The organism is Rhodococcus sp. IEGM 1305 (genome assembly GCF_030058635.1).
Lineage (GTDB): Bacteria > Actinomycetota > Actinomycetes > Mycobacteriales > Mycobacteriaceae > Rhodococcus_F > Rhodococcus_F opacus_D.
Genome location: NZ_JASHKX010000022.1, coordinates 74,525 through 100,454 on the forward strand (window position 1 = coordinate 74,525; position 25,930 = coordinate 100,454).

Below are 25,930 nucleotides of genomic sequence, written 5' to 3' on the forward strand. Positions count from 1 at the left end.
GTCAGTTGACGGGCTGAAGATGGAACGGGGTGAAGGAGGTGGTGGAGTCGAACCAGCCGTTGTTCGGATCGTCCATCGATCCGTTCCATGCGGCCGACGCGGACGGTGAGCCGAGGTCGTGGAAAGTGCTCCGGTAGAACAGCAGCGGGTCCTTGCCGCTGGATTCGGCCGTGACGATCTCACCGATGAAGATGATGTGATCGCCACCGTCGTACTCGGCCCACGGCCGGCACGACAACGTGGCGGCGGCACCGCAGATGATGGGGGCGGTCGGCCCGTCGGCCCACACGGGTTCGGGGTTCTGCGGTCGCCCGGCGAAATGCATCGCGGTGTCCACCTGGTCGGCGGCGAGAATGTTGACGGCGAAGGGTGCCTTGCTCAAGTAGTTGCAGGCCTTGGACTTTCGGGTCAGGGTGATCTGGCACAGTCTCGGCTCGATCGAGACGGCGGTGAAGGCGGTGACCGTCGCTCCGTGCGGCAGGCCCTCGGAGTTGGCGCACGTGATGACCGTGACTCCGCTGGCAAACTGCCCGAAAATGTTCCGGAGTTCGCGTTGCTCCATGGTCGGAGCCTCCCTTCCTGTCCGGGGCGCTGATGAGGTACGGACGAAAGTACGACCGTGGGAACGGCGCGTCGATCCGCTGAGCGCGGAGGTGATCCGCTTTGCGCGGTGACTTGGATCACGCCGAAAATTGCAATCGAAGGTGTCCGTAGTCACACTGGTGCCATGCAGCCCGCGTCCAAGCTGATTCGCCCCGAAGATTGGGACGAAGCGTCGCACGTGGTGTCGGACGTGTACTTCCCGCACCGGCTGACCCCGCTGAACAGGTCGAACGCGGGCAATACCGTCGCGGAGGCGGTGGAACTCGGGCCTGTGAAGATCACCCACATCGGCTGGGGCGCGGACGTGTCGATCCAGTCGGACCACCCCGGCGCGTATGCGATCAACGTGCCGCTGTCGGGGCATCTGGAATCGGTGACCGGCAAGCACGAGGTGTCGTCCGTGCCCGGGGCGGGAACGATATGCCCGCCCGACACGACGACGCTCATCACCGACTGGAGCAAGGACTGCTCCATCATCGGCGTGCGCGTCGACCGCGACTACCTGCATCGTGAGATGGCGCGGATCCTGGCGCGGCCGGGACTGCGACTGCCCCCGCAGTTGGATCTGACCAGCGAGAACGGTGCCAGCTGGCTGGCTCTGGTGCGGTCGCTGCTCGACCAGATGCTGCGGTCGGACGGCATCTACACCAACCCCCTCGTCGCCGAGCAACTGTCGGGGGCGGTCACCACGGCACTGGTCCTGGCAGCGATCCCGGACGACGAGACGGCCGGTGCCGGTACCCGGCCGCGCATCGTCAAGCGCGTCATCGACGAGATCCACGCCGATCCCGCACGGGCGTGGACGGCGGCCGAGATGGCCGAGATCGCGGGTGTCGGGGTCCGCCGCCTGCAGGAGGGATTCCAGGAGTACGTCGGGGTGAGCCCCCGCGACTACCTGCTGGACGTCCGGCTCGAACGTGTCCACGACGACCTGCTGCGCGCGGACGGTTCACCGACGGTCGCCGAGGTCGCGATGCGCTGGGGTTTCACCCACACCGGTCGGTTCGCGGCGGCGTACCGCCGGAAGTACGGCGTGGCGCCCTCGGAAGCGCTCCGGGGCTGACGGTCCGGCGTCAGCTCACATAGGAGAAGATCGTCGCCATGCCAGCGGCAAGGTGATAGTCGTTGTGGCAGTGTGTGATCCACTGGCCAGGGTTGGTCGTGTCGACGTCGGCGGCGACGGTCTGCCCGGGGAGCACGATCACGGTGTCCTTCCGCGGTCCGGAGCCGTCCGACCGGGCGACGGCGAACGTGTGCCCGTGCAGGTGCATGGGGTGGAACATCATCGTGGGGTTCGTATAGACCAGCCGCACTCGCTGGTCCCGGTGGACGGTCAGCGGGGTGTGGGCGGGATAGGCCTTGCCGTTCACCGTCCACACGTACTGCTTCATGTCGCCGCCGAGCGACGCCTCCAGTGTGACACCCGGGTCGACGACGGGTAGCCGGACGGCGTCGGTGGCACGCAGGTCGGCCACGGTGAGTGGGGGAGCGCCCAGCTCACGGGGCGCCACGGCGGGATCGGGGGCTGCGCCGCCGCCGGTGCGCACCACCGCGAATGCCTGCGCGCCCTTCCCCTCGGCGACCGCGACCAGCGGGAACACCCCGTCCTGCAGGGTGACGACGGCGTCGTACCGCTCGCCCATGCCGATCAGCACCGAGTCGGTGTCGACCGGTTCGACGGGGAAACCGTCCGTGTCAGTGACGGTCAGCCGGTGGCCACCCAGCGCGACCCGGAACGCGGTGTCGTCGCCCGCGTTGATCAGCCGGATACGGGCGCGTTGCCCCGGCCGTGCCGTGAAGACGGCCGGATCGCCGGGGGGTTTCCCGTTCAGGAGGTACACCGGGTACCGGACGTCGCCGGAGTCACCGCCGAGCACGCGCGACGTCATCTCGGGCATGGACGTCATCCGCCCGCCGCGGAGTTCGTCGAAGACCTGCGACGGCGTGCGGTCGGTCAACCAGTCGGAGAGCACGACGACGAACTCGGCGTCGTAGTTCGCGGGAGCCCCGGGATCGTCGATGATCAGAGCCCCGTACAGCCCTCGGCCGCGCTGGAGATCGCCGTGCGTGTGGTACCAGTATGTGCCCGGGTCGGGCGGGATGAAGTCGTAGACGAACTCTGTGTCCGCCGGTATCGGAGCCTGCGTGACATCCGGGACCCCGTCCATGTCGTTGCGGATGGCCAGCCCGTGCCAGTGCACGGTGGTGGAATCCGGCAGCTGGTTGCGAAACCGCACCTGGACCCTGTCCCCGACGTTCGCCCGCAGGATCGGGCCCGGCAGTTGCGTGTTGTACAGCCACGCAGCAGTGCGTTTACCTGCGAGGTCGACATCGGACTGTGTCGCGGAGAGCTCGTAGGCGACCGGCCTCCCGCCGGGAAATCGCCGGGACTCGGCCTCGGCGAACGCGCGCACCTCCGGAGAGTCGGGTCCGATCGGGGCCTCGGTGTCGTCGGTTCGGGCGCAGGCCCCGGTGAGCCCGAGGAGTGCCGCTCCGGCTCCCCACTGCAGCACCCGCCGCCGGGACAACTGCACGTCGAGTGGACGGTTCCCAGGCATCCCCCCGCTCCTTCCGCGGGTAGACCGTTTCCCGTGACGCTACTCGGGCGGATTACGCCAGGGCGCCGATGCGCGCCCGGTCGCGGAGGGCGATGAGTTCGCGGGCGTGCGCCTCCAGCTTGCGGTCCTCGTCGGACTGCGGCACCCACTGCTGTACTGCCGTTGCGGCGCCGTCCTCGTCGACGGCGGCGACGACGGTGAGGCAGTGGGTGGTGAGGTTCATTTCCCGGGTGCGCGGGTCGCCGGATCGCACGTGCACCGAGATGTGCATGGTCTGCGCGCCGGTGTGCAGCAGGCGGGCATCGACCTCGACGACGTGCCCGATCTGGATCGGGCGGTAGAAACGCACCCCGCCGGCGTACACGGACACGCACGGCGTGCCGTTCCACGACGTGCCGCACAGGTAGGCGGCCTCGTCGATCCAGCGCATCACGGTTCCGCCGTGGGTCTTGCCGCCCCAGTTGACGTCGGTGGGCGCTGCGAGGAAGCGGGTGAGCGATTCCGGTGCGGTGCCCGCGTCGGTGTAGTTCTGCTTGCTCATCGCCTCTTCGATGTCGGCCCGCAGGCCGATGCGCATGACCGCCTCCTCGGACTCGGCGCGGTCGGTGGCGGTGACGGGCTGCCACGGCGGCACACTCGTCGGCTTACCGGAGTCGTCGACGGCGACGAAGATGATCAGGCAGTTGCTGGCCTCGGTGAACTGTCCGGTGCGCGGGTCGGCCGATGACACGGTGCACTGGATGTGCATGCTGGAGCGCCCGGTGTGGACGAGCCGGGCTTCGACCTCGACGAGGTGTCCCGACTCGATGGACCGGGTGAACTTGATGTTTCCCACGTAGGCGGTGACGCAGTAGCTTCCGCTCCAGCCGACCGCGCAGGCGTAGGCGGCCTTGTCGATCCATTCGAGGATCCGGCCACCCTGGACGGCCCCTCCGAGCGTCGCCACCTCGGTGGGTGCGGCCAGGAAGCGGAGGGTGATGCTGCGGGGAGGCGTGGTCATCGATGTGATCCTCGGGGATTCGACGTGGCCGGCACGAGGGCGCGAACCGGGGACGGCGAAACGTCGTTGTCCGCCGGTGGCGGGGAAATTATCCCACAGATGCACCGGGCCGACCCGTCCGCGATGTGAACGGGCCGAGGTTGACGAAAGCGTGTGACCACGCGCACACTCGACATCGACCGCACAGCGTTCTCAAAGTACGCACAGCGTACGAGAGTGATCGGATCAGGTGATGACCTCAACGTCGACGACGACCGCACCTCACGTGGACCAGGCAGGCCTCGACCACGTCGACCGGGAGTTCTACCTCCCCGCGCAGCGAGTGCTGCCGTGGAAGGCGAACCTCGCGGCACTTCCCGGCGAGCCGGGAACTCCGCTCCGCATCGCGGGGGTCGTGCGCTCACGCGCCGGCGAACCGCTGTCGGGGGCGGAACTCGAGATCTGGCACGCGGACGCCGGCGGCTGCTACTCCGGGTACTCCGTCGAGATTCTGCGCAACAACCTGCGCGGCATCGTCGTCACATGCGCCGGGGGCCGCTTCGACATCTCGACCGTGCAGCCGGCGCCGTGCGAATTCTCGAGCGCCCGAGGCGAAGCCGATGTCGGGCATGTCAACGTCGTCGTGCATGCGCGTGGCTTCCGGCCGCTCGAGACGCGCCTGGTGCCGACACCGGGCGCATCGCGAGAAGTGGACGCGTCCGCCGTCGAGTCGCTCGTCGACGTCGGGCTCGGCGGAGAGGTCTCCTGCGACTTCGTGCTCGACCCGATCTGACCGACGTGATGCCGTCAGCCGGCGAAGCCCATGTCCGTGCTCAGGGCGGCCGCGGCGGCGAGGACGCACGGAACGGCCTGTTCGCGGAACTGTGCCGGAGTGTTCCGCGCGGACGACGTGGAGCACGCGACCACGCCGACCACTGTGCCGCCGGCGTCGCGGACGGGGGCGGCCAGCGAGATCAGACCCTTCTCCAGCTCCTCGGACGTCAGGGCGAACCCCTGCTCGCGGACCTTGGCGAGTTCCCGTTCGAGTTCGGCTGCAGTGCCGATGGTTTCGGGCCCGAGTTTCTCGAATGTGGACTCGGCGACCACCCGCTCGACCACGTCGGCGGGAGCCCAGGCCAGGAGCGCGCGACCCATGGACGTGGCGTACGCGGGGACGCGGGTGCCGACGGAGACGTTGATGCTCATGATCCGGCGGACGGGAACGCGCGCCGCGTAGACCACGTCGGCGCCGTCGAGCACGCCGAGCGACGCGGACTCCTGGGTCTTCTCGGCCACCTCGAGCAGCCGGGGCATCGCGGCCTCGATCAGTGCGTGCGACTCCGAGTAGTGCTGTCCGATGCTGAGCACGCGGGGGGTGAGCGACCACCGGCCTCCCGAGCCGGCGACGTACCCCAGCTTCTGCAGGGTGAGCAGGATCCGGCGGACCGCGGGACGCGACAGTCCCGCTTCTGTGGCGAGTTCGGCGAGCGTCGGGTTCGGACGCTGCGCGTCGAATGCGAGGAGCACTGCGAACCCGCGCTCGATGCTCTGGATGTAATCGCGATCGCTCTCGGTCATTGCGGCCTCCACCAGCGATTCGTGTGCGTATTCGGACTTGGGGTTGACATTTCAATGTGACTGCGCGCACAGTAGTGGTGTACGCACAGCGTGATGTTAGTACGCATAGCGTACAGGATGCAAGACCCCTCGGCGCGTGAACACCCACCGCGTCGCCCAAAACTCGATATCAGCCCAATCCGATCCCCTCCCAGCCCAAGGAGAAACAGATGACCACCACCGAGAGCCCCACCGCCGCCGGATCCGGCTCCGCCGCCACCGACAAGTTCAAGGCCGAGCGCGTCACCGCCGACACCTCGCCGGAGCGGCTCGCGGCCATCGCCAAGGACGCGCTCGGCGCACTCAACGACGTGATCCTGAAGCACGGCGTCACCTACCCCGAGTACCGCGTGTTCAAGCAGTGGCTGATCGACGTCGGCGAGGGCGGCGAATGGCCGCTGTTCCTCGACGTGTTCATCGAGCACTCCGTCGAAGAAGTCCTCGCTCGCAGCCGCAAGGGCACCAAGGGCAGCATCGAGGGCCCGTACTACATCGAGAACGCCCCCGAGCTGCCGTCGAAGTGCACCCTGCCGATGCGGGAAGAGGACGAGAAGATCACCCCGCTCGTCTTCTCCGGCCAGGTCACCGATCTCGACGGCAACGGTCTCGCCGGCGCGAAGGTCGAACTGTGGCACGCCGACAACGACGGCTACTACTCGCAGTTCGCCCCGCACCTGCCCGAGTGGAACCTGCGCGGCACCATCATCGCCGACGAGAACGGCCGCTACGAGATCACCACGATCCAGCCGGCGCCCTACCAGATCCCGACCGACGGCCCGACCGGTCAGTTCATCGAGGCGCAGAACGGTCACCCGTGGCGTCCCGCGCACCTGCACCTCATCGTGTCGGCGCCGGGCAAGGAGTCGGTGACCACGCAGCTGTACTTCAAGGGCGGCGACTGGATCGACAGCGACGTCGCGTCGGCGACCAAGCCGGAACTCATCCTCGACCCGAAGACCGGTGACGACGGCAAGAACTACGTCACCTACAACTTCGTGCTCGACCCCGCGTGACCCGTTCCACCCGTAGAGAAAGTGATCCGATGACCGACCTGTCGATCGTCTCCGTCGAAACGACGATCCTCGATGTGCCGTTGGTGCGTCCCCACAAGTTCGCCACCACGTCGATGACGGCGCAGCCGCTACTGCTCGTCGCCGTCACGACCGCGGGCGGCGTGACCGGCTACGGCGAGGGCGTCGTCCCCGGCGGCCCGTGGTGGGGCGGCGAATCGGTGGAGACGATGCAGGCGATCGTCGAGAAGTACATCGGCCCGGTGCTGCTGGGCCGGGGTGTCGACGAGATCACCGGCATCATGCCGGACATCGAACGAGTCGTCGCCAATGCACGTTTCGCGAAGGCCGCCGTCGACGTCGCGTTGCACGACGCCTGGGCCCGCAGCCTGGGCGTGCCCGTGCACACGCTGCTCGGCGGCGCCTTCCGGAAGAGCGTCGACGTCACGTGGGCCCTCGGCGCCGCACCCGCCGAGGAGATCATCGAGGAGGCCCTCGGTCTCGTCGAGTCGAAGCGGCACTTCAGTTTCAAGCTGAAGATGGGTGCGCTCGATCCCGCCGTCGACACTGCCCGGGTGGTCCAGATCGCGCAGGCTCTGCGGGGCAAGGCCGGCGTCCGCATCGACGTCAACGCCCGCTGGGACAGGCTCACCGCGCTGAAGTACGTGCCCCGCCTCGTCGAAGGCGGCGTCGAACTGATCGAGCAGCCCACACCCGGTGAGCAACTCGAGGTCCTCGCCGAGCTCAACCGCCTCGTCCCCGTCCCGGTGATGGCGGACGAGAGCGTGCAGACTCCGCACGACGCCCTCGAGGTCGCACGCCGCGGCGCCGCGGACGTCATCGCCCTCAAGACCACCAAGTGCGGCGGCCTGAAGAAGAGCCGCGAGGTGGTCGCGATCGCCAAGGCAGCCGGAATCGCCTGCCACGGAGCCACGTCCATCGAAGGCCCGATCGGAACCGCGGCGTCCATCCACTTCGCGTGCGCGGAACCCGGCATCGACTTCGGCACCGAACTGTTCGGACCGCTGCTGTTCAGCGAGGAGTTGCTGCAGGAACCGATCCGCTACGCCGACGGCCAGGTGTTCCTGCCCGAAGGTCCCGGACTCGGAATCGAGCTCAACATGGACGCAGTCAAGACCTGGACCAGGAACTAAAGGAGCACACCACCCGATGGCACTCTTTCACGTCCGCATGGACGTCGCCATTCCCCGTGACCTCGACCCGACGGTCCGGGACGAGACCATCGCCAAGGAGAAGGCGTATTCGCAGGAGCTCCAACGCTCCGGCAAGTGGCCCGAGATCTGGCGGATCGTCGGCCAGTACAGCAACATCAGCATCTTCGACGTCGAGTCGGCCGACGAACTGCACGAGATCCTGTGGAACCTTCCACTGTTCCCGTACATGACGATCGAGATCATGCCGCTCACCAAGCACGGTTCCGACGTCAAGTAGGCGGCTTCGCCGCCCGTGCGCGGTGAGCGAGTCTCTGGACTCGTCAACCGCTCACGGGCGCGGAGCGCCTGCGAGCAGCTGGTCCACCGCGCGCACGCTGAGGACGTGGTCGAGCGCCATGGTGGCGCTGCCGACGACTCCCGACAGTTCCCCGTGCGTCCAGGGGAGGATCTGAAGCTGTTGGGTGGCAACGGCGATCGCGTTGCCGTAGAGGGTTTCGCGTAGCCCGGCGACGAACGTGTCGTAGGCCTGCGCCATGTCGCCGCCGACGATCACGACCTCCGGGTTGAGGAGGTTGATCGCGCCCGACAGCACTTCGCCGATCTGCCGTCCGCTCTCACGGATCATCCGCCGGGCCTCGGCGTCCCCGGCCAGGGCGAGGGTGATGACGTCGCGAATGTGGGTGACTTCGCGTCCCTGCTCCTGCAGATTGCGGACCAGCGCCCACCCGCCGGCCACGGCCTCGATACAACCCACATCACCGCAGCGGCACACCACACCTTGTGCCGCTGCGGTTTTCGTGTGCCCGATTTCGCCCGCCGCGCCGAGGGCGCCCCGCTGGAGCACACCACCGGACACGAGTCCGGCGCCCAGCCCGGTCGACGCCTTGATGAGCAGCATGTCGGCGAAGTCGCGGCGTTCTCCGCGCCGCTCCGCCAGCACCATGACGTTGGCGTCGTTGTCGACGAAGACGGGCGCGTCGGTGACGTCGGCGAGGAACGGCTGGAGGGGGACGCCGTCCCAGCCCGACATCATGGGGGAGTTCAGGCTGCACCCGCGTTCGGTGTCGACGGTCCCGGGGAGGCTGATCCCGATCCCGACCGTCCGTCCCGCGGTCTCGCCCAGACTCTCGCGCAGCGCGATGAGACGTTGCGCGATGACGGGCATCAGCTCGGCCGGGCTGGTGCCGATCTCCTGCTCCACGTCCTCGGCGACGATGACGTCGCCGGCGAGGTCGCAGATGGCCAGCTGGGTGCGGCTCCGGCCGATGGCCGCCGACAGCACGACACCGGCCTGTACGTGAAACGAGAGCTTCACCGGCGGGCGACCCCCGGTCGAGACGCCCTCCTCGCGCTCGACGACGAGCCCCGACGCCTGCAGCGAGGAGACCCGCGCCGCGACCGCGGTGCGGGAGAGGCCGGTGAGGGTGCCGATCTCGGTGCGCGTCGTTGCTTGCCCTGCGCGAATGAGGGCGAAGACGTCGCCACCCGTCGCCGGGGAGGTCGTCGAGCGAGGCGTCCGCATGCAGGCCATTCAACCAACCGGACACGCGTCTGACAACGTAAGCCCCTGATCTTTGTTCGCAGAAATACTTAAGTCTGTATTGATCGAAAGCCAAAGGTCGCCTACTGTCGTCTGTGACGGCCCACACATCCGGCTTTCAGAGGGAGATGACATGTCACCAGCGACCACCGTGGAACCGTGCGATTTCGTCGTGTTCGGCGGGACCGGCGACCTGGCGGTTCGTAAGCTGCTTCCTGCGCTCTACCTGCGCGACAGGGACGGCCAGCTGCCCGCAGAAACCCGCGTGATCGGTGCCTCGCGAGCCGGTCTCGACACCGACGGCTACCGCGACAAGGTGCGAGGAGAACTCGCGCGGTTCGTCTCCGGCGATCAGCTGGATTCGGACACCTGTGAGCGATTTCTCAATCGCCTCGAATACGTCTCCGTCGACGCCGCGGACCCCGCGAACTGGGCGGGCCTCAGCGAGTGCCTCGCCGCGCGGGAAGGTTCGATCCGGGTCTTCTACCTGGCCTGCGCTCCCAGTCTGTTCGGGCCGATCTGTGACAACCTCGCCCTGAACGGTCTCGCCGACGCACAGTCCCGCGTCGTGCTGGAGAAGCCGATCGGACACGACCTCGCCTCGGCCCGCGCCGTCAACGACGCGGTCGGCGCCGTGTTCGAGGAATCGCAGATCTTCCGCATCGACCACTACCTCGGCAAAGAGAGCGTCCAGAACCTTCTGGTCACGCGATTCGCCAACACGTTCCTCGAACCGCTGTGGAACTCCTCGTCGATCGACCACGTGCAGATCAACGTCGCCGAGTCGCTCGGAGTCGGCAGTCGCGGCGGCTACTACGAGTCGGCGGGTGCCCTGCGCGACATGCTGCAGAACCACCTCCTGCAGATGCTCTGCCTCGTCGCGATGGAACCGCCCACCTACGTCGACCGCGAGACCGTGCGAGACGAGAAGCTCAAGGTCCTCCAGGCCCTCAAGCCGATGAGCCCGAAGGACGTCGAAAGCTGCACCGTCGCAGGCCAGTACGGCCCCGGCCTGGCCGACGGGATCGCCGTCCCCGGATACCAGGAGGACGTCGAGAACCCGGAGAGCACCACCGAGACGTTTATCGCCGTCAAGGCCGAGATCCAGAACTGGCGTTGGGCCGGCGTTCCGTTCTACCTGCGCACCGGCAAGCGCATGGACCGGCGCTGCTCGGAGATCGTGGTGCAGTTCAAGCCCGTCCCGCACCCCATGTTCCCCGGCAGCGAGGGCCACAGCGAACCCAACCGCCTGGTGATCCAGTTGCAGCCCCACGAGGGCATGCGGCTGCACATGACGGCGAAGGAACCTGGCCCCGGCGGTATCCGACTCAAGCCGGTGTCGTTGGACCTCAACTACATCGAAACGTTCAAGCGTCCGTCACCCGACGCCTACGAGCGGCTGCTGATGGACGTGGTCCGGGGTAACCCGACCCTGTTCATGCGCCGCGACGAGGTCGAGGCCGCCTGGGAGTGGGTCGAGCAGATCCTCGTCGGCTGGGAGATGTCCGAGCGCGCCCCGCGCCGCTACCCGGCCGGCACCAACGGACCCACCGACGCGACCACCCTGATCGAGCGCGACGGCCGCGCCTGGCACGAAGGAGTCACCGCATGACCGACGCACCCACACCGACGGCCGACGTGCACCCCGTCCTCGCCGCCGTCACCGAACGCATCATCGAGCGCAGCAAACCCGAGCGCACGGTCTACCTCGACCGTATCCGGGCGGCGGGGGACCGCGGCCCGGCGCGCGGCAAGCTGGCCTGCGCGAACCTCGCACACGGCTTCGCCGCGTCCGGCCCGGCCGACAAGAAGGCGCTGCGCAGCTTCGTCAAGCCCAATATCGCGATCGTCTCGTCGTACAACGACATGCTGTCGGCGCACCAGCCGTTCGAGCACTTTCCGCGGCAGCTGAAGGCCGCGGTCATGGAGGCCGGTGGCATCGCCCAGTTCGCCGGCGGTGTCCCCGCGATGTGCGACGGCATCACTCAGGGCCGCGACGGCATGCAGCTGTCGCTGTTCAGCCGCGACGTCATCGCGATGGCGACGGCGATCGGACTGTCCCACGACATGTTCGACGGCGCCCTCATGCTCGGAGTGTGCGACAAGATCGTGCCGGGGATGCTCATCGGCGCTCTGGGTTTCGGTCACCTGCCGACGATCTTCGTCCCGGCCGGTCCGATGACGTCCGGTCTGCCCAACAACGAGAAGTCGCGCGTGCGGCAGTTGTACGCGGAGGGTAAGGCCGAACGCGAGGAGCTGCTCGACGCGGAGGCGGCGAGTTACCACGGCGCGGGCACGTGCACGTTCTTCGGCACGGCCAATTCCAACCAGCTCCTCATGGAGGTGATGGGCCTGCACTTGCCCGGGTCGAGCTTCGTGAACCCCGGTACCCCGCTGCGTGACGCACTGACGTCGGAGGCGGGAAGGCGCGTCACCGGTCTCACCGCACTCGGCGACGACTACACGCCGGTCGGCGAGGTCGTCGACGAGAAGGCCGTGGTCAACGGTTGCGTGGCGCTGCTCGCCACCGGCGGTTCGACCAATCACACGATGCACCTCGTGGCGATCGCCCGCGCCGCCGGAATCACGCTCACGTGGGACGACCTGTCCGAGTTGTCCGCGGTGGTGCCGCTGCTCGCCCGGATCTACCCCAACGGCTCGGCCGATGTGAACCACTTCCACGCGGCCGGTGGACTCGGCTACGTCGTGTCCTCGATGCTGGACGCGGGACTGCTGCACGAGGACGTGAAGACCGTCGTCGGCCCCGGGCTCCGCCGCTACACCGAGGAACCGAAGCTGTCGGGCGAGGGCGTCGAATGGCAGCCGGGTACGCGAATCAGCCTCGACACCAGCGTGTTGCGCGGACCGGAAGATCCGTTCGACGTCAACGGCGGGCTCAAGATGCTGACCGGAAACCTCGGTTCCTGCGTGATGAAGACGTCGGCCGTCCACCCGGACCACCGCGTGGTGACCGCTCCGGCCAGGGTCTTCGACGATCAGCTCGACTTCCTCGCCGCGTTCGAGGCGGGCACGTTGACCGGCGATTTCGTGGCCGTACTCCGGTACCAGGGCCCACGCGCCAACGGGATGCCCGAATTGCACAAGCTCACCCCGGTTCTCGGCGTTCTGCAGGACCAGGGCCGGAAGGTCGCGCTGGTCACGGACGGCCGGATGTCCGGTGCCTCCGGGAAGGTTCCGGCGGCCATCCACCTGACCCCCGAGGCGGCCGTGGACGGACCGCTCGCGCGTGTGCGTGACGGTGACGTCCTGACCGTCGACGCCGTCACCGGCTCCGTGAACGTGCACCTCGACGACGAGGAACTGGCCGCCCGCCCGGCGACCGGTCGTGCACTGGGCGCCGACGAATGGGTCGGTACGGGGCGCGAACTCTTCGCCGGCCTGCGCGCCGCTGTCGGACCGGCGACCCAGGGCGCCAGCGTTTTCCACCCCCAACCCGTCTAAGGAGTATTTCAGTGACGAACAGCCCCTCCCTCCTCGACCGCGTCCCGGTCATCCCCGTCGTCGTCGTGGACGACCTCGGCGACGCAGTGCCGGTGGCTCGCGCGCTGGTGGCCGGCGGCATCCCGATGATCGAACTGACCCTGCGCACGCCGTGTGCTCTCGACGCCATCAAGGCGATCGCGAGCGAGGTGCCGGAGATCTGCGTCGGCGCGGGCACCATCGTGGAACCGGTGCAGGCTGCGCAGGCGGCCGACGCGGGAGCACAGTTCCTGGTGTCGCCGGGTAGCACCGAAACTCTGCTGAAGGCCATGACGGAGACCGGACTGCCGCACCTCCCGGGCGCGGCGACGGTCTCCGAGGTGCTCTTCCTGCTCGAGCACGGCTATCGCGAACTCAAGTTCTTCCCCGCCGAGGCGTCGGGTGGCGCGAAGTTCCTCGGCTCGATCCACTCACCCGTTCCGGCGGCACGGTTCTGCCCCACCGGCGGCATCTCGACGTCGAACGTCGGCGACTACCTGTCGCTGCCCAACGTCGGCTGCGTCGGCGGATCCTGGCTCACGCCCGCCGACGCCGTGAAGAAGAAGGACTGGGACCGGATCAGCGGCCTCGCGCGTGAGGCGGCGGCACTCGCCCGGTAGCAGGAGAAGCGGCGCGGTACGGTGAATTCGTGCGCGACAGTGACAACGGTGACTCCCAGAGGCCGGGTTCTCAGTCCTCGCTGAAGTCCGCCAACCAGCACCGCGTGGTCCGCGCGCTCCAGACGTCGGGTGAGCTCACCCAGGCGGAGATCGCGCGTCGCACCGGGTTGGCTCCCGCCACCGTGTCCAACATGGTCAAGGAATTGACCGCGGCCGGGATGGTCGCCGTGCCGGGCGGCGACCACCCCGGCCAGCGGGGCCGCGCGGTGCGACTGACCCGCAAGCTGGGGCTCGCGGTCGGGATCGACTTCGGGCACCGGCATCTCACCGTGGCCGTCGCCGACATGGCACACGAGGTGCTCGCCGAGGAGCGCGTCGAACTCGGTGCCGGGCACCGCGCCGAGGATGGCGTGGTGCAGGCGGGCGCTCTTCTCGACGCGGCCCTCGATCGACTCGGCTGCGACCGTACGTCCGTCCTCGCGGTCGGAATGGGTCTGCCCGCGCCGCTCGAGACCGACACCGGCGAGGTCGGCGGCCCGTCGATCCTGCCCGGGTGGGTCGGTGTCGACGCGGCCGCCATCGCGTCGGAGTATCTCGGCACCGCGGTGCACGTCGACAACGACGCGAACCTCGGCGTGCTCGCCGAACACATGTGGGGAGCGGGCCGGGGAACCACCGATCTCGCCTACATCAAACTGTCCGACGGTGTGGGAGCCGGGCTCGTCCTCGACGGCCGGCTGTACCGCGGAAGAGGCGGCACCGCAGGCGAAATCGGCCACCTGACACTCGACGAGTTCGGTCAGGTATGCCGCTGCGGCAACCGCGGCTGCCTCGAGACCCTCGTCGCCTCGCACGTCGTGATCGGACTGCTCGCACCGAGTCGCGGCCCCGATCTCACCATCGCCGACATCGTCGCGATGGCCGAGGGCGGCGACGCCGCCTGCATCCGGGTGCTCGCCGACACGGGGCGGCACGTCGGGGTCGCGGTGGCGAGCCTGTGCAACCTCGTCAATCCCGAACGACTCGTCATCGGCGGCGAACTCGCGCTGGCCGGCGAACTGTTGCTCGGGCCGATGCGCGAGGTCGTCGGCCGCTACGCGGTGCCCAGCGCGGTCCGTTCCCTGGACATCCGCGTCGCCGAACTCGGCCCCCGGGCGCAGGTGCTCGGCGCCGTCGCGCTGGGTCTGCGATCCGCGCTTCCGGCCTGACTGTTCGCCGCTGAAGTCTCCCGCCAGCTTGTGGGGTGAACTCTGCGCACGTCACGGTAGCCTCGTTCATTTATGAACATATCTCCGGTGAAGGTCGCCTATTTGTGTTCATATCTTGACGGTTCCCTGTTTCGTTGCTTACTGTGTTCCGCACCACAACGAATGCGCTCTCGCGCAGGCCTCGGCTCGATCCGAGACTCGATCACCCCCTTGCTCACGAGGAGTCCCATGACTGAAAACGTCCTGTTGCCCGGTGCGGAATCGCCCGGCGACACAGCAGAGGGCACTTCGGTTCCCGTCCGTATCGCGGTCGTCGCCGCACTCGGCGGGTTGCTCTTCGGCTACGACAGCGCAGTCATCAACGGCGCGGTGTCGGCGATCGAGGGCAAGTTCCAGGTCGATTCCGCTCTCCTCGGATTCGCGATCGCCTCGGCACTGCTGGGCGCCGCGGCGGGAGCGATGCTGGCCGGGCGGATCGCCGACCGGTACGGACGCCTCGTCACCATGCGGGCCGCTGCGGTGATGTTCCTGCTGAGCGCCATCGGCACCGGATTCGCGGCCAACGTCGAGATGCTGGTGACGTTCCGGATCGTCGGCGGCATCGGTGTGGGTCTGGCCTCGGTCATCGCACCCGCCTACATCGCCGAGATCTCGCCCGCCCGGGTGCGCGGACGTCTCGGGTCGCTGCAGCAACTCGCGATCGTCACGGGCATCTTCGTCTCGCTCCTGGTCGACTACGCCCTCGCGGCCCTCGCCGGCGGGTCGCAGGAAGAACTCTGGTTCGGGCTCGAGGCTTGGCGCTGGATGTTCCTCGCGATGTGCGTGCCCGCACTGGCCTACGGACTGCTGTCGCTGACGATTCCCGAATCTCCCCGCTACCTGATCGCCCAGGGCCGCCTCGGTGAGGCCCGCGGCATCCTCGCGGTCCTGCTCGGCGAGAAGGGCCTGGACCTCAAGATCGAGAGCATCCGCTCGACGCTGGCCCGCGAGACGCAACCGTCGATCCGTGATCTGAAGGGCTCCGCGTTCGGCCTGATGCCGATCGTCTGGATCGGTATCGGACTCTCCGTCTTTCAGCAGTTCGTCGGTATCAACGTGATCTTCTACTACTCCAGCGTCCTGTGGCAGGCAGTCGGCTTCGACGAGGGCAGCTCACTGCAGATCACGGTCATCACGTCGGTGGTCAACATCGCCACCACCCTCATCGCCGTCGCCTACATCGACCGGGTGGGCCGGCGGCCGCTGCTGATCATCGGCTCCGCCGGTATGGCCGTGACGCTCGCGACCATGGCGTTCATCTTCGGCACCGCGTCCACCACCGTGGTGGACGGCGTCACGACGCCGCAGCTGACCGGACTGCAGGGTCCTATCGCCCTCGTCGCCGCCAACCTCTTCGTGGTGGCCTTCGGAATGTCGTGGGGCCCCGTGGTGTGGGTCTTGCTCGGCGAGGCGTTCCCCAACCGCATCCGGGCCGCCGCCCTGTCGCTCGCCGCGGGCGCCCAGTGGGCGGCGAACTGGCTGATCACCGTGACGTTCCCGTCCATGAAGGACTTCTCGCTGGGAATCTCGTACGGCTTCTACGCCGTGTGCGCGGTGCTGTCCCTCGTCTTCGTGTTGCGCTGGGTCAAGGAGACGAAGGGCGTGGAACTCGAAGCCATGCATTCGGATTCGGTCGCGTAGGACTTACCGCGCTGCGAAGAAGGCACCCGCGAGTAGCTCACTCGTGGGTGTCTTCTTCGTCCTTCATCTGCTCGACTGCCGTCGCGGATTCGCTCACGATCGCGCGCATGGCCGCCTCCGCCGCGTCGGCGTCGCCCATCTGAATGGACGACGCCACGACGCCGTGGAGGCGGATTGCTTCCGTCTCGGCGACGTGCGGCATCAGTGAGTGCCGGGTGCGGCCCTCGAGCACTTCCACGACGATCTGCGACATCGCGCGCAACAGGGGATTCCCCGACGCGGTCAGCAGCGTGCGGTGAAAATCGGAGTCGTGGGCCAGGTAGGCGTCCGTGTCCGCGGCGCGGGACGTCGACGACATTCCGATGACGGCGGCCGTCAGCGCCCCGCACTGTTCGGGTGTCGCGCGTGTCGCCGCGAGACGCGCGGCGAGCGGTTCGATGCCCGACCGTAGCTCGCTCAGGCTCGACAGCTGTTCGAACCGCTGCGGGCCGGCCAGCTTCCACCGAATCACGCTCGGATCCAGTGAATTCCAGTGCTCCTCGCCCAGGACGGTGATCCCGACGCGACGTCGCACGGCCAGCAGTCCGAGGGATTCGAGAACCCGGACCACCTCGCGGACGACGGTTCGGGAGACGGAGTACTGGGTGACCACGTCGTCGGCGGAGATCCGGGTGCCGGGTGCCACGACGCCGGCCACGATGTCGCTACCCAGCCGATCGAGCACCGTTTCGTGCAATTGCCGGTACTCGCCGCCGTCTGCGTTGGTCATCCGCCGATGTTCCCACGGTTGCCTCCATTGAACACACGTTGGCACGACATCCAACCTCTAAGTAGTACTTAATAAGTCCGGGGCTTGAAATCATATGGTTTATGGGGCACAGTGACGTGAGTCACGAATAAGGGTAATTCCATCACCGATCTCCCTGGAGCAACAGAATGAGTACCGCGTCACTACTCGCAGCGGCCGACAGTGCCGGTCACGACGCGCGGCTGATCACGGCTGCCGTCGTCGGCGTCGCCGTCATCATCGCGCTGATCACCTGGCTCAAACTCCACCCGTTCCTCGCGCTGTCGATCGGCGCCGTCGGCGTCGGTATCGCCGCAGGTCTGGGCGGGCAAGACTCGGTGAAGGCGTTCGTCGAGGGCTTCGGGGCCACGATGGGCAGCGTCGGAATCCTGATCGGATTCGGTGCCATGTTCGGCAAGTTGCTCGCCGATTCCGGTGGTGCCGACCGCGTCGTCGACACCCTCGTCGGACGGGCAGGCCCGCGGACGCTGCCGTGGATGATGGCGCTGGTCGGCGCCGTGATCGGCCTGCCGATGTTCTTCGAGATCGGCCTCGTGCTGCTGATGCCCGTCATCATCCTGGTCGCGCGGCGTTCGGGGTTGTCGTTGATGCGGATCGCGATTCCCACGCTGGCAGGTCTGTCGGCCATGCACGGTCTCGTTCCGCCGCACCCCGGGCCCCTGGTCGCGGTGGCGGCCCTGAACGCCAATCTCGGACTCACCCTCGCCCTCGGCGTCCTCGTCGCGATTCCCACCGTCGTCATCGCCGGGCCGCTGTTCAGCAAGCTGGCGGCACGCTGGGTGGACGTCCCCGTCCCCGAGCTCTACGTGACCGTCGAGGACCGGGAAGGCGCCGAAGCCGCCGCCGAGCGTCGCCGGCCCAGCTTCGCCGCAACACTGTCCGCCATCCTGTTGCCTGTCGTCCTGATGCTGGGCAAGGCGGTCGCCGACGTCATCGCCGCCGACTCGGAGTCGCCCGCGAAGGCGCTGCTCGACTTCCTCGGAACGCCGGTCGTGGCCCTCGGGCTCGCGGTGCTCGCCGGGATGGCGCTTCTCGGCCGCGGTGGCGGCATGGACCGCAAGGCCATCGCCGTCTCGCTGGAGAGTTCACTGCCCCCGATCGCCGGAATCCTCCTCATCGTCGGCGCCGGCGGCGGATTCAAGCAGGTCCTGATCGACACCGGCATCGCCGACGTGATCGCCGACGCGATCAAGGACAGCGCCCTTCCCGTGCTGTTCCTCGCCTGGCTCGTGGCCGTGCTCATCCGCGTCGCCACCGGATCAGCCACCGTCGCGACCGTCACCGCTTCCGGCATCCTCGCACCCGTCGCCGCCGAACTGACCTCCACGCACGTCTCGCTGATGGTGCTGGCGATCGGCTCCGGCTCGCTGTTCCTGTCGCACGTCAACGACGCGGGATTCTGGTTGGTGAAGGAATACCTCGGCGTCACGGTGGTACAGAACCTGAAGACGTGGACGGTGATGGAATGCATCATCTCCGTCACCGGTCTCGCCGGGGTCCTCGCACTGAGCGTATTCATCTAAAGGGGGCTGAGAAATGTCGAGTGAGGTTGGTGAGATGCACGTGAGTACGCGCGAACCTGCAGGACGCACGCCGCAGACGGTAGATCCGGTCCTGGTGCTGATGGGGGTGTCTGGGTCCGGGAAGTCGACGGTCGCGGGAATCATCGCCGGCGCCATGGGCTGGGACCTCCAGGAGGGAGACGCCCTGCACCCACCCGCGAATGTCGCGAAGATGGCGTCGGGGCAGCCGTTGACCGACGAGGACCGCTGGCCGTGGCTCGATGTCGTCGCGGGGTGGATTCGAGAACACACCGAGAACGGTCTTCCCGGGGTCATCACCTGCTCGGCGCTGAAGCGCAGCTACCGCGACGTGTTGCGGGGCGACAACGTCGTCTTCGTGCATCTCGCCGGGTCGCGGGCGCAGATCGGGGAACGGCTGACCGCCCGGCTCGACCACTTCATGCCCCCGTCGTTGCTGGACACGCAGATCTCGACGCTCGAACCGATCGAGCCGGACGAGGACGCGATCGTGGTGGACGTGGGCGGATCGCCCACCCAGGTTGCGACCGAGATCATCGCTCGGCTGGAGGAGCGACTGGCTCGGTGAACCTCCCGCAATCGGACGGAAATCGGTCGAAGTCGCTCGGCAACGGGCGACTTCGACTTACCGTGGCGGGAGGTCTCGGAGAGCGGACGTGAGAAGTTTCGCGTGCGTTTCTCTCCGGATCGCCCTAGGGTGTCCACTTGGCTGGACAAGCGTCCGATACAACGGAGGGCAGTATGCGAACGCGTGAATCGATCGTGTGGCACTGGGATGTCAGTCGCCGGGCGCGCATGACGTTCTGGTTTGCCAGGGCTTTCGTCAAACCGCTGTTCACGATATGGCCGACGACGGACCGCGGCATCGAATTGCTGGCGACCCTCGACGAGCTGATCGACCGGCTTCCCAAGCCGAAGGGCCTCGACATCGAGGCGATCTCGCTCGGCGGGGTGCCGTGCGAGAAGATCACCCATCCGCGACCCACGGTCACGTCGATGGACGGCGCCACCATCCTCTACTTCCACGGCGGCGGATTCGTGTTCTGCGGGCTCGCCACCCACCGGGCACTGTGCGGACTGCTCGCCGCACGTTCGGGTGCGCCCGTCGTCTCGGTCGAATACCGGCAGCTTCCCAAGGGTGCGATCGGGGCGTCGCTGGTGGACGCCATGACCGCGTACACCGAGGTGCTGAAGGTCTGCGACGACCCCAGCAGGGTGATCGTCGCGGGGGACTCGGCGGGTGGATATCTCGCGATGAAGGTCGCGGAAGTTGCCGCGTTGCGGGGCCTCACCCGCCCGGCGGCCGTCATCGGGTACTCCCCGCTGCTCAACCTCGACCTCGAGGATCACGACCCCGATTTCATGAAACGTGACGCCTACCTGCCGATGTCGCAGGTGGCCAAGCTGAAGGATCGCTGGCTGGCCGGGCCCGATCAGATTCCGGGCGCCCAGTCCCCGGTGAACGCGGACCCGGCACTGTTCCCGCCTGTTTTCCTCACCGCCGCCGAATACGAGATCATGCGGCCCGACGTGGAGATCATCACGGACCGGTTCGATCGGGAGGGGCGGCAGATCGAGACCCACATCTGGAGTGGGCAGATCCACGCGTTCCCTGTGATCGGCAAGGTGCTGCGGGAGAGTCGCACGATCATCGGACTCACCGTCGACTTCGCGTCCCGCGCGCTCACGGAGTCGAAGCGGCACTCGGCCTGAACGATGTGAACGGCAGAACGGGTGGGCCTGTGCCCACCCGTTCTGCCGTTCGGGTCTCACGCGGGGTTGAGCACCCTGCGCAGCAGCGGTGACACCGTGATCAGCAGTCCCAGCAGTGCGACTCCCGTGACGAGCACGAGGCCGGAGTGGAACTGGTGGAACCCGGCGCCACTGATCCCGGCGGCCGTGTGCGAGCCGGCGGTGACGAGTGCGGTGGTGAGTGCCAGCACGAGCGCGGCACCGACCTGCGCGGACGTCTGCACGAGGCCTGACGCCAACCCCTGCTCGGAGTCGTCGACGCCCGACGTGGCCTGGGCCATGATCGACGTGAAGCCCAGTGCGAAACCGACGCCCAGCAGCAGCACGCTCGGCAGGATCGCGACCGCGTAGTGGGGCTGGTCGCTCCCTGCGAAGAGGAACCACAGGTAGCCGAGGCTCAACGAGGTCAGTGCCGCGATGATCATGCGTGCCGTGCCGAACGCGTCGATCAGGCGTCCGACGAACGGCGACCCGAAGGCCACGATGATGCCGGCGGGCAGGAGACCCAGCGCCATCTCCAGCGGCGACCATCCGAGCACCGACTGCAGGAAGATGGTCATCATGAACTGGAAGCTCAGGTAGGAGCCGAACAGCGCGATGATGCTGAGGTTCGCCCGCACGATCGAGCCGACCCGGAGGATGCTCAGACGCACCAGCGGGTGCGCCACCCGGTTCTCCACGACGAAGAACGACGCCAGCAGGGCTGCGGCCAGAGCGAACGAGCCCAGCGTGAGCGGATCGGCCCAGCCGCGGGCCGGTGCCGACACGACGGTGTAGACGGCGAGCAGCATTCCCGACACCAGCGTGGCGGCGCCCACGATGTCGTGTCCGCCGTTGTCGGCGGCGCGGTCGCGGGGGATCAGGACGGCGCCCGCGACCAGGGCGAGGACCGCGAACGGCACCGGCATCAGGAAGGTCCAGCGCCACCCGGCGCTGGTCAGCAGTCCGCCCAGGATCAGGCCGGACGAGTAGCCGCTGGCTCCGAAGACGGAGAAGATCGACAGCGCCCGGTTGCGGGCGGGCCCCTCCTTGAACGTGGTGGTGAGGATGGACATCGCGGTCGGTGCGGTGAACGCCGCGGCGAGACCCTTCACGAAGCGGCTCGCGATGAGCAGCGTGCCGTTGTCGACGAGTCCGCCGACCAGGGACGCGATTGCGAACACGGTGAGTGCGATCAGGAAGACGCGGCGGCGGCCGAGGAGGTCGGCAGTGCGTCCGCCCAGCAGCAGCAGACCACCGAATCCGAGTACGTATCCGTTGATGATCCATTGGAGTGAGGTGGTGGACAGCCCCAACTCGGTTCCGATGGAGGGCAACGCAACACCCACCATCGAGACGTCGAGACCGTCGAGGAACATGACGAGGCACAGCACGGCCAGGACGCCCCAGAGGCGGGGTGTCCAGGCCTGGTCGGTCGACGGGGTGGCGGTGGCGCCCGACGAGATGGCGAGGTCCGGGGTGGCGTCGCTGATAGTCACAGGGAGAATGTAGATGCATGTGCAATCAGTGCGCAAGCACTAATTTCGTTTGCATTTAATTCGCTTGCACCTTTTGCGGACGCGCGCTAAGGTGCGGAGCATGAGCTCTGAAGCAGACCTGCGCGGCACGTGGCGGCTGCTCGCGAGCAGATACAACTCCATCGCCTGCGAGTTGGATCGTGAGATGCAACACGCCCACGGTCTGAGCATGAGCGATTTCGAGACGCTCGACCGACTCATGGACGCCACCTGCGAGCGGCCCCGGATGCAGGACCTCGCGGCCGAGATGTACCTCAGCCCCAGCGCCCTGTCCCGGAGCGTGGCCCGGCTGGAAAAGGCGGGCCTGGTCGCGAGGGCGCTGTGCGAGGCGGACCGGCGAGGTGTGTTCGTCGACGTCACCGACGCCGGCCGTGAGGTGCACGCCGACGCCAAGAAGATTCAGGTGGGCGTGCTCACCGAAAGGCTCTCGGACGCAACCTGACCCGTCAGGTCAGTGAGGTGGGTGTCGCATAGTCGTCATACGGGAACTCGCCGTCGACGACGGCAGTCACCACGGTGTTTTCGAGCGTGATCGCCCCGCCGTGATTGTCCAGGAATGCCGTGTCCGCGGCGTCGCGACCCGTCGCGATCCGCAGGAGTGCCGAACGCGGCGCCAGTCGGGTCGCGTCGACCACACGCCATTCGTCATCGACGAACGCCTCGACGACAGCATGGAAGTCCATCGGATCGCACCCCGGCGCGTACACGGCCACCAGCCGCGCCGGAATGGTGACGGCCCGCAGAAGCGCTACCGTGAGGTGGGCGAAGTCACGGCACACGCCCGCCCCGGACAGCATCGTGTCGACGGCGCTGTCGGTGGATCTGCTCGAACCCGCCTGGTACAGCAGTCGCGATCCCACCCAGGTGGTGATGTCCTGCAGCAGTTCCGAGTGCGGCTTGGACAGATTGAATTCGCCGCCGGTGAAGCCGAAGAACTTGTCCGCCTCCGCATATCGGCTCGGGCGCAGATACTTCGACAGGTCGTAGTCGGTGACCGGAGGCGAATCGGCCTTACCCAGAACGGAAGCCGAGTACTCGACGTGCAGCGAGCCGGGTGCGCTGTCCAGGAGGTGGACGCGAGTACCGTGCTCCGCCACCATCTCTCGTGCCTCGACACGGTTACCGTCGAGGGCGAACGTCAACGATTCCGACAACTCCGAACCGGGCGTCCGGGCCACCGCGATCTTGAATTCGAGACTGGTGGCGTCGGTGACCTCGATGTCGAGAGTGGCGCTGACGTGACGTTTCATCAGCCCATCCTGGCATCCATCGTCCGGGGGTGCAGAACACCCCCGACGAAGTCAGGCCTGTACGCGCGGCCGCAACCACTCGACGAGGTCGTCGAGTACCTCCTCGTTCTCCGGTTCGTTGAACACCTCGTGGAACAGGTTTTCGTAGATTTCCACCGTGAGATCCTCCGAACCGACGTACTCCGCGATCAGTTCCGTGCCGTGCACACTCGCGAGTCCGTCGTCCTGGCCGTGCTGGAGAAGCAGGGGAATCGTCAGCGACGGCAGACGTTCCGGCAACCGTTCGGCGGCGAGGATCATTCCGCGCGCAATCCCGGCAGGCACCTTCCCGTGGTGGACGAGGGGATCGTCCTCGTAAGCCGACACGACCGCAGGATCGCGGGAGACCAGTTTCGCGTCGAGCGACTCGACGGGCACTCCGGGAAGGAAGCGACCCACCAGCTTGCCGATCTCGACCACGATGCGCGGCGTGCCGCTCGTCACGTCGACCGCAGGCCCGGACAGCATGAGTGCCTTCAGGTCCTGCTGGTGGTCGAGTGCGTAGGTCAGCGCGATGGAACCGCCCATGCTGTGCCCGATGAGGAACCGGTCGGTGCCGGGCCAGTCCGTCGACGCGATGCCGAACAACTGGTGCAGGTCGTCGGTGAACTCGCTCCAGTCCTTGAGATGGACCCGTTTGCCGCCCGACCGCCCGTGCCCACGGTGGTCGGGCGCGTAGATCGCGAGGTCGAGTTCCCCGAGCCGTTCGATCACATGGTCGTAGCGCCGGGCATGCTCCCCGAAGCCGTGGCACAGAACCAGCACGCCGCGCGGGCGCCGCTCGGGGAGCCACACGTCGTAGACGATGGGAATTCCGCCGACGCCGGCGAAGGATGATTCTCGATGCTGCATGATGCCCCTTCGTGGTCCGAATTCGACGACTCAGATCATTGCACGGTGTGGTACCCCGGCACGGGACAAATTAGGGTATCGGTCCCTTCGACAACAGGTCGATCACGGCGCGCGACGTGCGCCGCCGCAGCCACCCGCGCGGTCCGCCCTCGCCCAGCGCGGCGCGGGCGGCGTTCAGGCCCGACACCCCGTGTACGCCGCCACCCGGGTGCGCGGAGGCGCTTCCCAGGTACAGGCCCTGAACCGGCGTCTCCGAACGGGACGTGCCCGGCCCCGGGCGGAAGATCAGCTGCTGATGGAGTTGCGCCGTCCCGCCGTTGACGGCACCGCCCACGAGATTCGCGTCGGCCGCCTCGAGATCCGACGGGCGCTGGACGACCCGTCCGACGACCCGCTCCGAGAAACCCGGTGCGTGCGCCTCGAGGACCTCGTCGACTCGCGCGGCCAGCAGATCGGCGGACGCGTCGTCGGTGATGTCGCGCGGTAGATGCGTGTACGCCCAGGCGCTTTCGGTGCCCTCCGCCGACCTGGTGGGATCCGCGGTCGTCATCTGCCCGAACAGCAGGAACGGGCTGGACGGGACGGTGCCGGTGGTCAGGTCGGCCATCCAGTGGACGAGTCCGTTGTCGTCGGCGCCCAGGTGGACGGTGCCCGCACCGCGCAGGCTGGGCGAACGCCACGGAATCTTCTGCGACAAGGCGTAATTGACCTTCAGGACCGGCGTGTCCCACTCGAAGTGCGCGAGGTCGGCCCGCACGCGGGCGGGGACGGCGTGGTCGGGAAGCAGCGACCCGTACAGCGCGGGCGCAGAGACGTCGGCGATCACCGCCCGACGTGCCGTGTAACGGCCACCCGACGCCGTCCGCACCCCCACGGCGCGACCCGACCGGACGTCGATGCCGGTCACGGCGTCGCCGTAATAGAAGCGCGCACCCGCGTGCTCGGCCCGGCGCACCATCGCGGCCGACAACTCGCCCGCGCCGCCCACCGGAACGGGGTAACCGCCGTCCTGGGCGAGCATCGTCAGGATGTAACCCATGACACCGCTGCCCGGTGCGTCCGGAGGGGTGTCGGCGTGCATCGCGTTACCCAGCAACAGAAGTCGTGCCGCCTCGCTGCGGAACAGTTCATGGGCCATCCGCCGTGCGGGCAGGAGGAGGAATCGGGCCAGCCGCAACGACTCGGCGGTCCCCAGCTGTCGCAGCAGTCGGCTCGGGCCACGCACGGGCGGGAACGGGCTGAACAGGGTGCTCAGCAGCGGTTCCTTGATGTCGTGCCACTGCTCGACGAGCGCCGTCCACGCGGCGCCGTCACCAGGTTGACGGCGTTCGAGGTCGGCGGCCGTATCCGCGGGGTCGGGATGGATCACCGGCGCGTCCTCGTCGGCGGCCGAGCGGGCGTGCCCGAGCGCGCTGGGCGCGTGACTCCACCGAAGACCGTGCGACTCGAGATCGAGACCGCGGAGCGCCGGCGACACGGTGGACAGGGGATAGAACGCGCTGAACAGGTCCGACGTGAAGCCCGGGACGAGTTCCGCCGACCTCACCGCACCGCCGGGCGTCGGCTGCGCCTCCACGACCGCGACGTCCCAGCCCGCATCCGCCAGGGTCGCGGCAGCGACGAGTCCGTTGGGACCGGATCCGATGACCACTGCGTCGACGTTGTTCACCCGACCAGGCTGTCAGAAAAGGCGGCGCTCCG

The 25,930-nt window shown here is 67.8% G+C and carries 24 protein-coding genes; 14 read left to right on the plus strand and 10 right to left on the minus strand.

Translation table 11 applies throughout. The features are described 5' to 3' along the window. Position 1: 1 nt before the first annotated feature. On the minus strand, positions 2 to 562 hold the full coding sequence (locus tag QM693_RS25370) for a flavin reductase family protein (RefSeq protein WP_164059868.1): 561 nt from the start codon (positions 560 to 562) through the stop codon (positions 2 to 4). Positions 563 to 727: 165 nt separating this feature from the next. Between QM693_RS25370 and QM693_RS25375 the strand changes: the two genes are divergently transcribed. Continuing rightward, positions 728 to 1,666 carry an AraC family transcriptional regulator gene (locus QM693_RS25375; RefSeq protein ID WP_164059869.1) on the plus strand — a complete coding sequence of 313 codons (939 nt, stop codon included), beginning with the start codon at positions 728 to 730 and terminating at the stop codon, positions 1,664 to 1,666. Between the two features lie 10 nt (positions 1,667 to 1,676). On the opposite strand, the gene QM693_RS25380 is transcribed toward QM693_RS25375, so the two are convergent. Further along, the gene (locus tag QM693_RS25380; protein WP_283333842.1) at positions 1,677 to 3,161 is read right to left on the minus strand and encodes a multicopper oxidase family protein; all 1,485 of its coding nucleotides are present in this window, start codon (positions 3,159 to 3,161) and stop codon (positions 1,677 to 1,679) included. A 52-nt stretch (positions 3,162 to 3,213) separates the two neighbouring features. Further along, positions 3,214 to 4,161, minus strand: a complete 948-nt coding sequence (locus QM693_RS25385; RefSeq protein WP_005573872.1) for an acyl-CoA thioesterase — start codon at positions 4,159 to 4,161, stop codon at positions 3,214 to 3,216. Between the two features lie 232 nt (positions 4,162 to 4,393). Between QM693_RS25385 and QM693_RS25390 the strand changes: the two genes are divergently transcribed. After that, on the plus strand, positions 4,394 to 4,933 hold the full coding sequence (locus QM693_RS25390; protein ID WP_283353731.1) for a dioxygenase family protein: 540 nt from the start codon (positions 4,394 to 4,396) through the stop codon (positions 4,931 to 4,933). A gap of 14 nt (positions 4,934 to 4,947) precedes the next feature. Here the strand turns inward: QM693_RS25390 and QM693_RS25395 are convergent, their stop codons facing one another. Next, positions 4,948 to 5,718 carry an IclR family transcriptional regulator domain-containing protein gene (locus tag QM693_RS25395; RefSeq protein ID WP_283333846.1) on the minus strand — a complete coding sequence of 257 codons (771 nt, stop codon included), beginning with the start codon at positions 5,716 to 5,718 and terminating at the stop codon, positions 4,948 to 4,950. Between the two features lie 209 nt (positions 5,719 to 5,927). Between QM693_RS25395 and catA the strand changes: the two genes are divergently transcribed. From catA to catC, 3 genes are read left to right on the plus strand one after another with little or no spacing between them, the layout of a single operon-like run. Next, complete coding sequence (catA, locus tag QM693_RS25400) at positions 5,928 to 6,770, plus strand: catechol 1,2-dioxygenase (RefSeq protein ID WP_283333848.1); 843 nt, start codon at positions 5,928 to 5,930, stop codon at positions 6,768 to 6,770. Positions 6,771 to 6,799: 29 nt separating this feature from the next. Beyond that, the gene (locus QM693_RS25405) at positions 6,800 to 7,921 is read left to right on the plus strand and encodes a muconate/chloromuconate family cycloisomerase (protein WP_283353732.1); all 1,122 of its coding nucleotides are present in this window, start codon (positions 6,800 to 6,802) and stop codon (positions 7,919 to 7,921) included. Positions 7,922 to 7,937: 16 nt separating this feature from the next. After that, positions 7,938 to 8,219 carry a muconolactone Delta-isomerase gene (gene catC / locus QM693_RS25410; protein ID WP_283333852.1) on the plus strand — a complete coding sequence of 94 codons (282 nt, stop codon included), beginning with the start codon at positions 7,938 to 7,940 and terminating at the stop codon, positions 8,217 to 8,219. Between the two features lie 51 nt (positions 8,220 to 8,270). Here catC and QM693_RS25415 read toward each other — a convergent pair whose 3' ends face one another. After that, on the minus strand, positions 8,271 to 9,464 hold the full coding sequence (locus QM693_RS25415) for an ROK family transcriptional regulator (protein WP_005264060.1): 1,194 nt from the start codon (positions 9,462 to 9,464) through the stop codon (positions 8,271 to 8,273). Between the two features lie 151 nt (positions 9,465 to 9,615). Between QM693_RS25415 and zwf the strand changes: the two genes are divergently transcribed. From zwf to QM693_RS25440, 5 genes are all read left to right on the plus strand, one after another. Further along, positions 9,616 to 11,094 carry a glucose-6-phosphate dehydrogenase gene (zwf, locus tag QM693_RS25420; protein ID WP_283353733.1) on the plus strand — a complete coding sequence of 493 codons (1,479 nt, stop codon included), beginning with the start codon at positions 9,616 to 9,618 and terminating at the stop codon, positions 11,092 to 11,094. Continuing rightward, positions 11,091 to 12,944 (plus strand): phosphogluconate dehydratase, encoded by a 1,854-nt coding sequence (gene edd, locus QM693_RS25425; RefSeq protein ID WP_280780438.1) that lies wholly within the window; start codon positions 11,091 to 11,093, stop codon positions 12,942 to 12,944. The genes zwf and edd overlap by 4 nt, the downstream gene beginning before the upstream one ends. A gap of 11 nt (positions 12,945 to 12,955) precedes the next feature. After that, complete coding sequence (gene eda / locus QM693_RS25430; RefSeq protein WP_283333858.1) at positions 12,956 to 13,582, plus strand: bifunctional 4-hydroxy-2-oxoglutarate aldolase/2-dehydro-3-deoxy-phosphogluconate aldolase; 627 nt, start codon at positions 12,956 to 12,958, stop codon at positions 13,580 to 13,582. Between the two features lie 29 nt (positions 13,583 to 13,611). Continuing rightward, positions 13,612 to 14,790 (plus strand): ROK family transcriptional regulator, encoded by a 1,179-nt coding sequence (locus QM693_RS25435; RefSeq protein ID WP_283353734.1) that lies wholly within the window; start codon positions 13,612 to 13,614, stop codon positions 14,788 to 14,790. 228 nt (positions 14,791 to 15,018) lie between these two features. Further along, positions 15,019 to 16,470, plus strand: a complete 1,452-nt coding sequence (locus tag QM693_RS25440) for a sugar porter family MFS transporter (protein ID WP_283353735.1) — start codon at positions 15,019 to 15,021, stop codon at positions 16,468 to 16,470. 37 nt (positions 16,471 to 16,507) lie between these two features. Here QM693_RS25440 and QM693_RS25445 read toward each other — a convergent pair whose 3' ends face one another. Next, on the minus strand, positions 16,508 to 17,239 hold the full coding sequence (locus QM693_RS25445; RefSeq protein WP_005251406.1) for a FadR/GntR family transcriptional regulator: 732 nt from the start codon (positions 17,237 to 17,239) through the stop codon (positions 16,508 to 16,510). Positions 17,240 to 17,406: 167 nt separating this feature from the next. On the opposite strand from QM693_RS25445, the gene QM693_RS25450 reads away from it, so the two are divergent. The 3 genes from QM693_RS25450 (at position 17,407) to QM693_RS25460 (ending at position 20,532) form a co-directional block, all read left to right on the plus strand. Further along, the gene (locus tag QM693_RS25450) at positions 17,407 to 18,801 is read left to right on the plus strand and encodes a GntP family permease (RefSeq protein WP_283353736.1); all 1,395 of its coding nucleotides are present in this window, start codon (positions 17,407 to 17,409) and stop codon (positions 18,799 to 18,801) included. A gap of 34 nt (positions 18,802 to 18,835) precedes the next feature. Continuing rightward, positions 18,836 to 19,387 (plus strand): gluconokinase, encoded by a 552-nt coding sequence (locus QM693_RS25455; RefSeq protein ID WP_105415478.1) that lies wholly within the window; start codon positions 18,836 to 18,838, stop codon positions 19,385 to 19,387. Positions 19,388 to 19,560: 173 nt separating this feature from the next. Next, positions 19,561 to 20,532 carry an alpha/beta hydrolase gene (locus tag QM693_RS25460; protein WP_061041955.1) on the plus strand — a complete coding sequence of 324 codons (972 nt, stop codon included), beginning with the start codon at positions 19,561 to 19,563 and terminating at the stop codon, positions 20,530 to 20,532. Positions 20,533 to 20,588: 56 nt separating this feature from the next. On the opposite strand, the gene QM693_RS25465 is transcribed toward QM693_RS25460, so the two are convergent. Beyond that, positions 20,589 to 22,049 carry an MFS transporter gene (locus tag QM693_RS25465; protein WP_502942672.1) on the minus strand — a complete coding sequence of 487 codons (1,461 nt, stop codon included), beginning with the start codon at positions 22,047 to 22,049 and terminating at the stop codon, positions 20,589 to 20,591. A gap of 100 nt (positions 22,050 to 22,149) precedes the next feature. On the opposite strand from QM693_RS25465, the gene QM693_RS25470 reads away from it, so the two are divergent. After that, positions 22,150 to 22,530: a MarR family winged helix-turn-helix transcriptional regulator gene (locus QM693_RS25470; protein ID WP_009475022.1), complete on the plus strand. Its 381-nt coding sequence runs from the start codon at positions 22,150 to 22,152 to the stop codon at positions 22,528 to 22,530. A gap of 4 nt (positions 22,531 to 22,534) precedes the next feature. Here the strand turns inward: QM693_RS25470 and QM693_RS25475 are convergent, their stop codons facing one another. The 3 genes from QM693_RS25475 to QM693_RS25485 all read right to left on the minus strand — a co-directional run bounded on the left by QM693_RS25475 (position 22,535) and on the right by QM693_RS25485 (position 25,898). Next, a complete protein-coding gene (locus tag QM693_RS25475) occupies positions 22,535 to 23,338 on the minus strand; it encodes a transglutaminase-like domain-containing protein (protein WP_283353738.1) in 804 nt (267 codons plus the stop codon). Between the two features lie 51 nt (positions 23,339 to 23,389). Next, a complete protein-coding gene (locus QM693_RS25480) occupies positions 23,390 to 24,229 on the minus strand; it encodes an alpha/beta hydrolase (protein WP_283353739.1) in 840 nt (279 codons plus the stop codon). A gap of 70 nt (positions 24,230 to 24,299) precedes the next feature. Further along, positions 24,300 to 25,898 carry a phytoene desaturase family protein gene (locus QM693_RS25485; protein ID WP_283353740.1) on the minus strand — a complete coding sequence of 533 codons (1,599 nt, stop codon included), beginning with the start codon at positions 25,896 to 25,898 and terminating at the stop codon, positions 24,300 to 24,302. Positions 25,899 to 25,930 lie beyond the last annotated feature (32 nt).